Origin of the sequence: Streptomyces sp. NBC_00654, from assembly GCF_026341775.1 — a bacterium.
In the GTDB taxonomy this organism is placed as follows: Bacteria; Actinomycetota; Actinomycetes; order Streptomycetales; family Streptomycetaceae; genus Streptomyces.
The window spans coordinates 300,786-313,014 of record NZ_JAPEOB010000001.1 but is presented as its reverse complement, the minus strand read 5'-3'; the positions used below and the strand labels follow the sequence as shown (position 1 = coordinate 313,014).

13 protein-coding genes and 1 pseudogene are annotated in these 12,229 nt (G+C 68.5%); 6 read left to right on the top strand and 8 right to left on the bottom strand.

Annotated elements, in window-relative coordinates:
- Window positions 1–149: 149 nt before the first annotated feature.
- From OHA98_RS01450 to OHA98_RS01440, 3 genes and pseudogenes are all read right to left on the bottom strand, one after another.
- Complete coding sequence (locus tag OHA98_RS01450) at window positions 150–347, bottom strand: hypothetical protein (RefSeq protein ID WP_114660140.1); 198 nt, start codon at window positions 345–347, stop codon at window positions 150–152.
- A 129-nt stretch (window positions 348–476) separates the two neighbouring features.
- Window positions 477–965 (bottom strand): annotated as a pseudogene (locus tag OHA98_RS01445) (recombinase family protein); the annotation flags it as partial.
- 34 nt (window positions 966–999) lie between these two features.
- Window positions 1,000–2,526 carry a recombinase family protein gene (locus OHA98_RS01440; RefSeq protein ID WP_266922263.1) on the bottom strand — a complete coding sequence of 509 codons (1,527 nt, stop codon included), beginning with the start codon at window positions 2,524–2,526 and terminating at the stop codon, window positions 1,000–1,002.
- A gap of 30 nt (window positions 2,527–2,556) precedes the next feature.
- Here OHA98_RS01440 and OHA98_RS01435 point away from each other — a divergent pair, with 30 nt between their 5' ends.
- Window positions 2,557–3,057 carry an LURP-one-related/scramblase family protein gene (locus tag OHA98_RS01435; protein ID WP_266922262.1) on the top strand — a complete coding sequence of 167 codons (501 nt, stop codon included), beginning with the start codon at window positions 2,557–2,559 and terminating at the stop codon, window positions 3,055–3,057.
- 114 nt (window positions 3,058–3,171) lie between these two features.
- Here the strand turns inward: OHA98_RS01435 and OHA98_RS01430 are convergent, their stop codons facing one another.
- On the bottom strand, window positions 3,172–3,981 hold the full coding sequence (locus OHA98_RS01430) for a carbon-nitrogen family hydrolase (protein WP_266922261.1): 810 nt from the start codon (window positions 3,979–3,981) through the stop codon (window positions 3,172–3,174).
- A 200-nt stretch (window positions 3,982–4,181) separates the two neighbouring features.
- Between OHA98_RS01430 and OHA98_RS01425 the strand changes: the two genes are divergently transcribed.
- Window positions 4,182–5,006, top strand: a complete 825-nt coding sequence (locus OHA98_RS01425; RefSeq protein ID WP_266922260.1) for a maleylpyruvate isomerase family mycothiol-dependent enzyme — start codon at window positions 4,182–4,184, stop codon at window positions 5,004–5,006.
- Between the two features lie 213 nt (window positions 5,007–5,219).
- Here OHA98_RS01425 and OHA98_RS01420 read toward each other — a convergent pair whose 3' ends face one another.
- Window positions 5,220–6,530, bottom strand: coding sequence for a nitrate/nitrite transporter (locus OHA98_RS01420; RefSeq protein ID WP_266922259.1), 1,311 nt, complete (start codon window positions 6,528–6,530; stop codon window positions 5,220–5,222).
- Window positions 6,527–7,210: a GntR family transcriptional regulator gene (locus OHA98_RS01415; RefSeq protein WP_266922258.1), complete on the bottom strand. Its 684-nt coding sequence runs from the start codon at window positions 7,208–7,210 to the stop codon at window positions 6,527–6,529. Before OHA98_RS01415 ends, OHA98_RS01420 begins: the two co-directional genes overlap by 4 nt.
- 161 nt (window positions 7,211–7,371) lie before the next feature.
- Here OHA98_RS01415 and OHA98_RS01410 point away from each other — a divergent pair, with 161 nt between their 5' ends.
- From OHA98_RS01410 to OHA98_RS01400, 3 genes are all read left to right on the top strand, one after another.
- Entirely contained in the window at window positions 7,372–8,346 is a 975-nt protein-coding gene (locus tag OHA98_RS01410; protein ID WP_266922257.1) for a Bro-N domain-containing protein, read from the top strand.
- Between the two features lie 148 nt (window positions 8,347–8,494).
- Window positions 8,495–9,394 (top strand): D-alanyl-D-alanine carboxypeptidase family protein, encoded by a 900-nt coding sequence (locus tag OHA98_RS01405; protein WP_266922256.1) that lies wholly within the window; start codon window positions 8,495–8,497, stop codon window positions 9,392–9,394.
- A gap of 86 nt (window positions 9,395–9,480) precedes the next feature.
- Window positions 9,481–10,362: a phosphotransferase gene (locus OHA98_RS01400; protein ID WP_266922255.1), complete on the top strand. Its 882-nt coding sequence runs from the start codon at window positions 9,481–9,483 to the stop codon at window positions 10,360–10,362.
- Window positions 10,363–10,442: 80 nt separating this feature from the next.
- On the opposite strand, the gene OHA98_RS01395 is transcribed toward OHA98_RS01400, so the two are convergent.
- The gene (locus tag OHA98_RS01395) at window positions 10,443–10,625 is read right to left on the bottom strand and encodes a DUF397 domain-containing protein (RefSeq protein ID WP_266922254.1); all 183 of its coding nucleotides are present in this window, start codon (window positions 10,623–10,625) and stop codon (window positions 10,443–10,445) included.
- Window positions 10,622–11,509, bottom strand: a complete 888-nt coding sequence (locus OHA98_RS01390) for a helix-turn-helix transcriptional regulator (protein ID WP_266922253.1) — start codon at window positions 11,507–11,509, stop codon at window positions 10,622–10,624. The genes OHA98_RS01395 and OHA98_RS01390 overlap by 4 nt, the downstream gene beginning before the upstream one ends.
- A 244-nt stretch (window positions 11,510–11,753) precedes the next feature.
- On the opposite strand from OHA98_RS01390, the gene OHA98_RS01385 reads away from it, so the two are divergent.
- Window positions 11,754–12,182 (top strand): ATP-binding protein, encoded by a 429-nt coding sequence (locus tag OHA98_RS01385; protein ID WP_266922252.1) that lies wholly within the window; start codon window positions 11,754–11,756, stop codon window positions 12,180–12,182.
- Window positions 12,183–12,229: the final 47 nt, after the last annotated feature.

Genomic DNA, 12,229 nt, shown 5'->3' with positions numbered 1-12,229 from the left:
CCCGCCCGCAGGCCGCAGAAACGCCGTAGGACGCTTGCGGCGCAGCCACAAGAGCTCGGCGGGGTCCTCATAGTCGGGGATCACGTCGCGCAGGATGCCGACACGGCCCGCAGCGTCCTCCGCCCGAGCGCCGATATCCGCCCGCGCGATCACCCGTGACCTTCCGGGTGCCGCCTCATGTAGACGTTGCAGTCGGACACCGTGGTCATGTCGCCCCCGGTACGGGCACGATCCCGCACGTTCGCGAGTTCGGTACAGCCCGGACACCCCTCCACCGGGGTCGGCTCCAACTCCATACGTAATGGCAGTTCCACCGGCATGGTCTGGTAACGCGTCGGTTCGGTCATTCCCTGATCGTGATGCGCCCTCATGGACGTATCCACCCCGAGCGGGCGACAGTTGAGCCGTTCTTCGCTACGGTCACGGAAAGGCCCAAACGTCTGCGAGAGACCTCTTGAACTCAGGGTGAAGTCGGATCACTCCGTGTCGGCAAGCGCCCGGTACAGCGTCGCGCGGGACACGCCCACCGCCTTGGCCACCGCCGTCACACTCTCTCCCTTCGCGCGGCGCGCCTTGGCAGCAGCGCGCTTGTCCGCGTCCATGACCGCCGGACGTCCACCCGTACGGCCCTGAACGCGGGCAGCGTCGAGACCCGCGCGCGTCCGCTCCTGAATCAGCGACCGCTCGAACTCCGCCATGGCGCCCACGACTTGGAGCATGAGGCGACCGTCCGGGGTGTTCGGATCGATGCTTGCCAGCGCACCCGTGAGCACCTTGAACCCGACACCCCTCGCGGCAAGGGCGTCCACCATGTTCACCAGGTCGATCAGCGACCGCGCGAACCGGTCCAGCTTCCACACGCACAGGGTGTCCCCGGGGCGGACGTAGTCGAGAACGGCAGTCAGCTCCGGGCGCTCCGTGTTCTTCCCGCTCGCCTTGTCAGTGAAGACCCGCGCGCAACCCGCTTCCGCGAGCGCCGCGAACGGCGCTCAGGCAGGCTTACGCCACCAGCTCCCCCGAGTGGTCCGCCCACGCGATGTCGCAGCGCTCGTGGCCAACGAACCGCGCACCCCGTCGCCCCTTGCTGACGGTCACGGAGTCCATCGCGAGCCGGAGCCGTTCCCGCCGCCCCACCGTATCGCTGGCTTCCCACGCCTCTCCGAGAAGTTCCCCGTCCAATAGCGGGGTTATATCGATGGTCGGCGCCGGCATCTCAGCGAGCCCCATACGCAGTCCCTCAATACGCCCTCGGAGCCTTCCCGCAAGCCTGTTGTACCGGTCGATGGCGTCCGCTCCGCTGAACTCCCCGCGCACGTACCGTGCTTCCTCAAGATCAGCGAGACGCGCTTCCTCTTCTCTGATCTCCGCCTCAATCGCATCGCGCTTCGCGAACACTTCCGGGTCTTCCTGCTTCACCCAGCGCTCCGCGATGACAGCAAGCAGGTCGTCGTCGGGCTCAAGTGCGGGAAGACGGCTCAGAAACGCGTCCCTCACATAGGCGTCAAGGCTCTCAACCCGTGCGGTGACTCCGACGCAACCCCGCCCCATCCGGTTCGAGGAACAGGCATACGACGTTCCCGCCTGACTCATGCGTGCCCCGCACAGACCACATCGGGCAATCCCGGTGAGGAGCGCCGTCCCCTGCTTGTGTCCGTGGCGCTTTCCGGCGAGCGGGAAGGTGCGGGACTCAAGCTGCCTGATGATGAGTTCACGTTCTCCCACCGTGATGATGCCTTCACCGATGCTCACGGTGTCCAGCGTCTCGGGATCGCGGTACGGAATGACCTTCGAGCCGTACTTCCGAGTTCCGTCCGCTGCCTCTTCGTACATGGTCTGAGGCATGAGACCTGCGAAAGCGGGTCCGCGAAGCAACTGCATCACGCTGGACGAATTCCACTTTCCACCACGCGACGACTCGATCCCATGCTCATTGAGGAAACGCGCCACATGGACGAGCGCCTTCCCCGAGAGCGCTTCGTCGGCGATCAGACGCGCGTAAACAGCTGTCTCCGGGTCGTGCACGAGCCTCTTCGTGTCCGGGTCCACCTTGAGCCCGTACGGGGGCTGACCGCCGATCCACTGGCCACGCTGCCGCAGGAACCGCTTCGCGCTGCTGACGCGCATGCCCAGGTTCCGGGACTCGTTGCGGGCAAGCTCAGCAAGCAGCGCGACGGTGACGCGGGCACTGTCGTTCGCCGTATCGAGACCGTCCATGACGGACACGAGCCGTCCGCCCACACGGCTGAAGTCGTCCAGCGCCTTACCGACTTCGCCGATTCCCTTGCGGCTCAACCGGTCGAGCTTCCACACGAGCAGCACACCGACGACTCCGGAGGTCACGGCGGTGATCGCGGCATCGAAGCCCTTGCGACTGACGTTCTTGTAACCGGACCGTCCCCGGTCGATGTGGACCTTGCGGACCGTGATCCCGTATTGAGCCAGCCGCCCCTGCCGATGAGCTCGGGGGCGCGGACGCGTGCACGTGTACCCGTGCCACAAGTCAACATCACGCCAACCTGCGCGCATTCCGCCGGGGCGCGGGAGAACCTGTGACTCATGAGACTTCTCGTACGTGAGCGGCTGTTCGCCGTCGGTGACGACTACTGGATCGAGGACACCGAGGGACGCAAGGTCTTCCTGGTCGACGGCAAGGCCATGCGGGTACGCGACACCTTCGAGCTGAAGGACCGCGACGGCCGGGTACTCGTCGAACTGCGGCAGAAGCTGGTCAGTCTGCGCGACACGATGGTCATCGAGCGCGGGGGCGAGGAACTGGCCAGGGTCAGGCGCAAGCGGCTCTCGCTGCTGCGCAACCACTACCGGGTGACGCTGGTGGACGGCACGGAGCTGGATGTCAGCGGCAGGATCCTGGACCGCGAGTTCGCCATCGACTACGACGGGGAGCTGCTCGCGCAGGTCTCGCGGCGCCTGCTGACGATCCGGGACACGTACGGCATCGAGGTCGTGCGCGAGGAGGCCGATGCCGCGCTGCTCATCGCCGTGTCGATGTGCGTGATCGTGCTCGCGGACAAGGAGCGTGAGGGGCACGAGGAGTGAGGCGGCGGTGCCGGGAGGCGGGAGGGCGGCCCGCATGCGCCGCGCGGCCCGGTACCCGCCCTTCGACGGGCCGGTTTCACGTGAAACCGGCCCGTCGAGGGGCGTAGCCGTACCTCAGCGCGCCGGGGCCACGTCCTGCGGCGTGTCCAGTCCCAGCCGGCGGTCCTTCAGCGCGGGGAACTGCTCCCGCGTGGTGGCGACCTTCGCCGGGTCGAACTCCACGCTCAGCACCTCCTCGCCCCCGCCCGCCTCGGCCAGGATCTCGCCCCACGGATCGACGGCGATGCTGTGCCCGGCCTGCTCGACCCCGCCATGGGTGCCCGCGGTGCCGACGGCCAGGACGTACGACTGGTTCTCGACGGCGCGGGCCTGCGCGAGGAGTGTCCAGTGGGCCCGGCGCCGCTCCGGCCAGCCCGCCGCGACGATCAGCGTCTCGGCGCCCGCGTCCACGAGTCCGCGGTACAGCTCCGGGAAGCGGAGGTCGTAGCAGGTGGTGAGGCCGAGCGTGGTCTGCGGGAGTGCGGCCGTGACCAGCTCCTCGCCCGCGCCCATCATGACCGCCTCGCCCTTGTCGAAGCCGAAGCGGTGGATCTTGCGGTACACGGCACGGCGTTCGCCCTCGGGCGAGAAGACGAGCGAGGTGTTGTAGAGCGTGCCGTCCGCGGCCCGTTCCACGAACGAGCCCGCGTGCAGCCAGACCCCCGCCTCGGCGGCGGCCGCGGCCATCGCCTCATGGGTGGGACCCTGGAGGGGTTCGGCCTCGGCGGCGAAGTCCGTATACGCGAACGCGCCGACCGGCCAGAGCTCGGGAAGGACCACCAGATCCGCACCGCGCTGGGCCACGACCAGCGAAACCGCGCGTTTCCGACGGGAATTGACTGATTCGTCCGGGTCTACTGCGATCTGGATGAGAGAGGCGCGCACACTACCACCGTCCTGGCATTCGAGCCGTCAACGCGGGCCTACGATCGTCACACCAAAGCACTGCCGGGGTGCCTGCTCGCAGCGTAACTTAGCCAACGAACCTCCCACGCAGCTCGCAGACAGCGCCGTCAGTGCCAGCCCGCCCGCCAGCACGCCCTGCTCTCCCAGCCCATGCACCGCAGAACCGCACGAGGGGTCCCGTGACCGTCCATCCCAGCCTCCAGACCTACGCCGACGCCGCGACCCACTCCATCGAGGCGATAGCCGAGCTGGTGAAGCCACTCGTCGAGGGGGAGTGGAACCGCCGTACACCCTGCCCCGCCTGGTCGGTCCGTGATGTCGTGTCGCACATCATCGGCATGGAGTGCGAGATGCTAGGCGACCCGCGCCCCATCCACACACTGCCGCGCGACCTCTACCACATACAGAGCGACTTCGCCCGCTACATGGAGATGCAGGTCGACGTACGGCGCCACCACACCGCGCCCGAGATGACCTCCGAGCTGGAGTACACGCTCATCCGCCGCGCCCGCCAGCTGCGCAACGAGAACCGCTCCCCCGACACGATGGTCCGGGCGCCTCTCGGCGCGGAGCAGACCCTCGAAGTGGCACTGCACATGCGGGCCGTCGATCTCTGGGTGCACGAGCAGGACCTGCGCGTCACGCTGGGCGTCCCGGGAAATCTGGACTCCCCCGGCGCCCACATCGTCCGGGACACCCTGCTCCAGGGGCTCCCCAAGGTGGTCGCCAAGGACGCGGGCGCTCCGGCCAATTCGGCCGTCGTACTCGATGTGCACGGGCCGCTGGAGTTCCTGCGCACGGTCCGGGTCGACGCGGACGGCCGCGGTTCGATCGACGGCGCGCCGTCGCTGGGCCCCGCGGTGACGCTCGCGATGGACTGGGAGACGTACTACCGCCTGGCCTGCGGCCGGGTCCGGGCGACAGCGGTCCCGGACCGCGTCAAGATCGAGGGCGACCAGGAGCTGGCCGCGGCGATCCTGCACCACTTCGCCGTCATGCCGTAGTTTCCCGACCCGCGGTCCCCCTGTGCGGGAACCCGCACACGGTGTACCGATCGGCGGCGCCCGTCCCGGAGTACGAGAGACGGGCGCGCCGCCGGTTCACCGCCCACCGCGCCGCCGGTGCGCCGCGCACCCGCACGCGCACCCGCATGCGCATGCGCTGTACGCACTCCACGCTTCGCCCGCGCGCCGATCATGCGCCGCTCGTGCGCGGCACTACGCGGGTACGTGGACCGCTTCGACCCGGCTGACCACATGGTGGTCGCGTTCCCTGAGCGTCGCCCTGGCATGCAGCCGCAGGATCTGTACGACGCCGAGCGCCTCCAGGACGAAGACCGAGGCGAAAGCGACGCGATAGTTGTCGCCGGTCGCGTCCAGCAGCACACCGACCGCGAACAGTGTGGTCATCGACGCGATGAAACCACCCATGTTGACGATCCCCGACGCGGTGCCCTGACGCTCCGGAGGATTGGCGGGCCGGGCGAAGTCGAAACCGATCATCGAAGCGGGACCGCAGGCCCCGAGCACCGTGCACAGGACGATCAGCAGCCACATCGGCGCATGGTCGCCCGGGTGGAAGATCGTGACGGCCCAGAGCAGGGCCGTCAGCCCCGCCGTGCCCAGCGCGAGCGGGGCGCGTGCGGCGTGGTGCCGGGCGATGATCTGCCCGTAGACGAGCCCGACCACCATGTTGGAGAGCACCACCAGCGTGAGCAGTTCACCGGCGGTCCCCCGGCTCAGCCCCTGCGCCTCCACCAGGAACGGCATCCCCCACAGCAGCAGGAACACCATGGCCGGGAACTGCGTGGTGAAGTGCACCCACATGCCGAGCCGGGTGCCGGGCTCCCGCCACGCGGCGGCGATCTGCTTGCGGACGTACGCGGGCCCGGCGTGCTCGGCGGGCGGCGGTTCATGCCCTTCGGGGTGGTCCTTGAGGAACAGCATCAGCAACACCAGCACCACCACACCCGCGACCGCGCTCCCGGCGAACGTCGTGGTCCAGCCGAGGCCGTGCAGCGCGCGGGCGATGAAGAGGGTCGAGACGAGGTTGCCCGCCATCCCGAAGAGCGCCGCGACCTGACCGATCAGCGGCCCGCGCCGGGCCGGGAACCAGCGGCTGCCGAGCCGCAGCACGCTGATGAACGTCATCGCGTCCCCGCAGCCGAGCAGCGCCCGGGAGGCGAGCGCCGTTCCGTAGGAGGGGGAGAGCGCGAAGCCCAGCTGCCCGACCGTGAACAGGACGGCCCCGACGGCGAGGACCTTCTTGGTGCCGAGCCGGTCGACCATCAGGCCGACGGGTATCTGCATGCCCGCGTAGACGAGCAGTTGGAGGATGGAGAACGTCGACAGCGCCGAGGCGTTGACGTCGAACCGGTCGGCGGCGTCGAGCCCGGCGACCCCCAGGCTCGTGCGGAAGACGATGGCGACGAAGTAGACGGCGACCCCGATGCCCCACACCCAGGCGGCACGCCGGCCGCCGGGCGGATCACCGGGCAGGGACAGGGTGGGAGCGGCGGCAGAGCTCACCGGTCCTCACCCCTGACCAGCACCTTGACCCGGCTGATATGGCGCCGCACGACCTGCGCGGCACCGTCCGCGTCACCGGCCCGGATGGCTTCCAGCAGCTCACCGTGCTCCGTGATGTTGGCGGCGATCCTGCCGGGGTGGGCCTCCATCACCGCGACGCCCATCCGCAACTGCCGGTCGCGCAGCTGGTCGTAGAGCCGCGAAAGGATCTCGTTGCCCGCGTTCCGCACGATCTCGGCGTGGAAACAGCGGTCCTTCACCGAAACGGCGGCCAGGTCCCCGGCCTCCGCCAGCTGCCGCTGCTCCTCCAGGAGTTGTTCGAGGCGGCTGATCAGCTGCGCCGAGGCCGGCACGGCCCGGCGCACGGCGAACTCCTCGACGAGCAGACGGGTCTCCACCACATCCGCGATCTCCTGCGCGGAGACGGCGAGCACCAGGGCGCCCTTCTTCGGATAGAGCTTGATCAGCCCCTCCACCTCCAGCCGCAGCAGCGCCTCGCGCACGGGCGTGCGGGAGACCCCCACGGCCTCCGCGAGATCACCTTCGGTGAGGAGCGTCCCGCCCTCGTAGCGACGGCCGAGGACCGCTTCCTTGATGTGGGTGTAGACGCGTTCGGCGGCGGGCGGCTGCTTGAGGGAGGTCTTGGGCGGCTGTGCGGGGGCGAGAGGCGCGGCAGGCATGCACACAGCATAGATACAACATGCGCGCATGTGTTTCAGGCGTCCGAAATCTGGACAGGAGCGGCAAACCTCGGCGCCCCTCCCCGTAGGGATGAACATTCCAGGATCCGGTGGCACATTCGATTTGCTCCGCTTTACGTTCCGTCACGGAGGTGGTTCACATGACCACGGCGGACAGGTCCGGGACGGCGGGGCGGACGCCCGTACGGCGCGACGCGATCGACATCAACGACTTCGTGTACGGGGCGACCGGGGCCCGGATCCGGCGGCTGACGATGCCGGACGGAAAGCACTGGTTCCCGGCGGTGGACGTGTGCGGGCAGCTCGGCTACACAACACCGCACAAGACGCTCCGCGACCACGTGCCCGAGAGAAACCGAGAGTTTCTTGAGACAGTGACTGGAAGTCATGGTCTCAGCGTTCCCCCAGGTAGAGAGTGGCGTCGAGACCTGCAACTCATTGATCTCCGAGGTCTGATCCTGCTGGTCAGCGGCAGCACGAAACCGTCCTGCCGCCCCTTCAAACAATGGGTCGCCGACGTCATCGCCACCGTCCAGCAGGACGGGTCCTACAGCCTCGGCGGGCCTCCGGCCGACTCGGAGACCACCGGTGCCGCACCTCCGGCGGTCCACGGCGTACCGGACCGGGTCGCCGACGCGATCGTACGCCTCGAAGAGCGGAACATCCGCCTCGACGAACAGTTCGCAGCCGCACAGTGCGAGAGTCTGGCTACCCAGCGGGAAGCCCTTCTCGCACAGCGCGCGACGGCGCACGCCCTGGAACGTATTGCCGATCGCCTCGACACCCTGTTCGCCTCCCCCTCCCCCGCCCCCGCGATCCCGGCCCAGGTCTCCGTACCGCCGCAGCCGCCCCGCCCCACCGCCCAGGCCGTTCTGGACGACTGGAAGTCGCGGATGTCCGTGACGGAGGACGTCTGGTCGGTGGCCGTCGCCATCGCCCCCGCACTGGCGGCAGAGGGCGAGTTACGTCAGTCGCTGGAGTCCATCGCGGAGCGCACGGGCCTCAGCGCGCACCGGGTGAACGAGTGCCTCCGGTTCATGCGCCGGCACGCCTGCATCCGCTCCCTCGGCGGTACGGCGGACGGGTCGCCGCACTACGCACTCAACCGCCCATGACGGCGCACTCCGCGCGAGGGGACGAACCGGCCGGGACCCGGTGAAAAAACCATCAGTTCGAGAGCACATCCATTGCCCCGCCCCAGGAGTCTCACCACCGAGCGGCACCCTTATGTGGCCGCAATTCAGGGGCATTTGGAGCGTTCAGTTGAATATCGGCATCAAGCGCATCAATCGCGCGACCGCCACGGCCACCGTGGCCCTCACCGCGGGCGCCGTTCTCTCGGGCAGTGCCTTCGCCACCCAGGCGCAGGCAGCAGCACCGCCGAAGCCGACGATCACCGCCAAGGGCGGCTTCGTGATGAACAACGGCAGCGGCAAGACCCTCTTCACCAAGTCCGCGGACACCCGCCGCTCCACCGGCTCCACCACCAAGATCATGACGGCCTTGGTGGTGCTGTCGCAGAAGAACGTGAACCTGAAGTCCAAGGTCACGATCCAGAAGGCGTACAGCGACTACATCGTCTCCAAGAACGCCTCGTCCGCCCGGCTGATCGTCGGCGACAAGGTCACCGTGGGCCAGCTCCTCTACGGCCTGATGCTCCCCTCCGGCTGCGACGCCGCGTACGCCCTCGCCGACAAGTACGGCTCCGGCAAGACCCGCGCGGCCCGTGTGAAGTCGTTCATCGGCAAGATGAACTCCACGGCCAAGAGCCTCAAGCTGAAGAACACCCGCTTCGACTCGTTCGACGGCATAGGGGGTGGGAACAACTACTCGACCCCCCGCGACCTGACGAAGATCGCCAGCAAGGCGATGAAGAACTCCACGTTCCGCACCATCGTCAAGACGAAGTCGACGAAGCAGAAGGTGACCACGAAGAGCGGTGGCTACCGCTACATGTCGTGGGGCAACACCAACACCCTGCTCGGCAGCTACAGCGGCGCGATCGGCGTGAAGACCGGCTCCGGCCCGACGGCCAAGTACTGCCTGGTCTTCGCCGCGACCCGCAAGGGCAAGACCGTCATCGGCACCGTGCTCACCTCGCCCTCCGCGGCGAAGCGCACCGCCGACGCGAAGAAGCTCATGGACTACGGCTTCAAGAAGTAGTCCGCTCGTCCCGCAGCACCCCGACGGGGGTGCGGTCACCGTGAGGGTGGCCGCACCCCCGTCCGCGTACCGGCGACAATCTGCCGATGACTTCATCCTCGCGCGGCCGGGACCGCGTACAGCGCCTGGACGCCGACCGCATGGCCGAAGCCGTGTACGCCGGCACCGGGATACGGCTCACCGTGGAGGGCCCCTGCCCCGGCGGGCAGGTGGGTGCCGCGTACGTGCGATGGCCGGACGGCCACCGGTCCGTACTCAAGTGGCGCGCCCACACGGAGCTCGCCGCACTCCGGGCCGGCCCGCTCGCGGTCAGCGAAACCCTGCGGGCGGGCGGCTTCCCCGCCCCGGCCACCGAGCTGGCCGTCCAGGCCGGGCACGCGGTCGTCACCGTCCAGGAACTCCTGCCCGGCACACCGGTCGAGCGCCTGGACCGGAACGGCCTGGACCAGGCACTGGCCCTCAACGAGTCACTGACCGGCCGGCTGGCCCACCGCACCGACATCCCGGCCCTCGCCCTGCACCTGCGCGAGGACGGCCCCGGGTACTGCCTGCACGGACCGCTGCGCGACCACAGCCCCCGTACCGCCGCCCTCGAACGCCGGATCGCCGCCATCGGTGCCGCCCGTCCGGACCGGCTCGACGGCACCGACGCGGTCCATCTGGACTTCCACCCCGGCAACATGCTGGCCGTGGACGCCACGATCACCGGGATCATCGACTGGGACGGAGCGGCCCGCGGGGACCGCAGATTCGACCTCGTCACCCTGCGCTTCGGCCTGCTCCACGCGGAACAGACCGAACCGGACACCGTGGCCCATCTGGACGCCGTGCTCGACACGGTCCCGCCGGACGTCCTGCTGCCCTCCTGGGCCCACATGAGCCTGCGCATGACCGACTGGGCCATCCGGCACTTCGCTGCGGCCGAGGTGGATCAATGGCTGGACCTGGCTGAGCGGCGACTGCCGTAGGCCGTGCGGGGCTCGGAGGTACGGGGCCGGGGTACGGGGCCTTGCTCGCGCTCCACGTGTGGCGGGCGCTCCGGCCCGTACTACGGCTGCCGGCGCACGTCTGCCGTGAAGGCGTCCCACGCGGCGGGGGTGACGGTGAGAACGGGGCCACCGGGACGCTTGGAGTCGCGGACGGCGACGGTACGAGGGATGTTGCGGGCCACCTCGACGCAATCCTTCTCCAGGGTGCTGTAGCTGGACTTGGCGAACTGGAACACCTTCACTCACTCATCCCTTTACCGATGCTCTGCATGAGCTGCATCGAGTCGTGCGGCGACAGACCTGAACGCGACAAGCTGTTGAACATCCCGACGAACGCCGCGCTCCGCTCCGCATCCTCGATCCAGATCTCGGAACGCGGCGTATCCATGTGGACCACGTCCACTGCCTCATCCTCACCGAACGACAAGATGTTGAACGGCCCGCTGACTCCGCTGTGCCCGCCTGCCCGGAACGGGAGCACCTGAATGTGAACGTTGGGCAATTCAGCCAGCTCACACAGATGATTGAGCTGGCGCCTCATGACTGCGGAGCCGCCGACCATCTGCCGTAGGGCAGCCTCCCAGATCACGGCGTGCATCAGCAACGGACTGTCTCCGTGAAGGCGCTGCTGACGTCGGGCCCGAGCCGATACCACCGCTTCAACCAGGTCCAAGTTCTCCCACAGCGAGTCCGCCACACCCATGGCCCTGGTGTACTCAGCAGTCTGGAACAGGCCGGGAATCAAGGACAGCTGCCACTGCCTATTGCGGAGTGCGGCGTCTTCCATGGCGATGTAGGACGCTGCACCAGGAGCAAGTCCGTCGTCCCACCAGCCCTTGACCTTCCTGCGCTCGCGGTCCGTCTTCGCGATGTCCAGCAACCCGCCGAGAACGGCACGATCTGTCATCCCGTACAAGTGACACAGCGCGCGGATGTCCGGATCACGGACGGGGACCAAGCCGCTCTCCATCTTGACGACCTTGGTCGCAGTCGCACTGAGGTACTCAGCTGCCTGCTGCTGCGTCATCTCTGCGGACAAACGAAGTCGTTGAAGCTCACCACCCAAGCGGCGGCCGAGCACGGTCGAGACCTGCTTGCCGCGTGTGCCGGTTCCAGATTTCTGCATGTCGCCCTCCCGCTGATCGTGCTCAGTGTGCCAGCAACGGCACGTCAAGCAGCCCCCGTTAGCTCGTTTGAGGAATATATTCCTCAAGCACTTGAGCGTGAGGAATATGCGTCGCTACTCTCGGTCCCCAGCCGCTCGCTACGCGGCAACGAACTGGCGGAACCGCGCCCGGACCCAACCGGCCCCCGGCCCACCGCAGGCGCGGCACCGCCACCGCCCGCACCCCCCACGGAGGCACGCGTCCATGACCGCAGCCCAGGAGATCTCCACCCCCGCGTCCGAACCCGTCCTTCGTCAGGACCGGGCCGACTACACCCCCACCGCCCGCAGCGTCTCGCTCAGCCGGCACCGCACCGCTCGGCTCGTGCTTCAGTGGGGTCACCCGGAGCTGGCCGGTGACGCGGCTCTCCTGGTCAGTGAGTTGGCGACCAACGCCCTGCTGCACGGGGTCATGCGGGGGCGCCTCTTCCGCGTACAGCTCACCCTCACCGCGACCGTGCTCCGTATCGCGGTCAGCGATCCGCGCGGCGAACGGCTGCCCGGTCTGCGGGAGGCCGATGCCGACGACTGCTACGGCCGCGGCCTCCAGATCGTCGCGCGGCTCGCGGACAACTGGGGCGTCGAACCACGCACCATCGGCAAGACCGTGTTCGCCGAACTCGCCGTACGGTGACAACCGCCGGACATGCCGGTGGGCCCGCGCGAGACGACGCGCGGGCC

Coding starts and splice junctions, on each gene's coding strand:
- OHA98_RS01450 (WP_114660140.1), bottom strand. CDS start 347: ATGACCGAACCGACGCGTTACCAGACCATGCCGGTGGAACTGCCATTA.
- OHA98_RS01440 (WP_266922263.1), bottom strand. CDS start 2,526: ATGCGCGCAGGTTGGCGTGATGTTGACTTGTGGCACGGGTACACGTGC.
- OHA98_RS01435 (WP_266922262.1), top strand. CDS start 2,557: ATGAGACTTCTCGTACGTGAGCGGCTGTTCGCCGTCGGTGACGACTAC.
- OHA98_RS01415 (WP_266922258.1), bottom strand. CDS start 7,210: ATGCCTGCCGCGCCTCTCGCCCCCGCACAGCCGCCCAAGACCTCCCTC.
- OHA98_RS01410 (WP_266922257.1), top strand. CDS start 7,372: ATGACCACGGCGGACAGGTCCGGGACGGCGGGGCGGACGCCCGTACGG.
- OHA98_RS01400 (WP_266922255.1), top strand. CDS start 9,481: ATGACTTCATCCTCGCGCGGCCGGGACCGCGTACAGCGCCTGGACGCC.
- OHA98_RS01390 (WP_266922253.1), bottom strand. CDS start 11,509: ATGCAGAAATCTGGAACCGGCACACGCGGCAAGCAGGTCTCGACCGTG.
- OHA98_RS01385 (WP_266922252.1), top strand. CDS start 11,754: ATGACCGCAGCCCAGGAGATCTCCACCCCCGCGTCCGAACCCGTCCTT.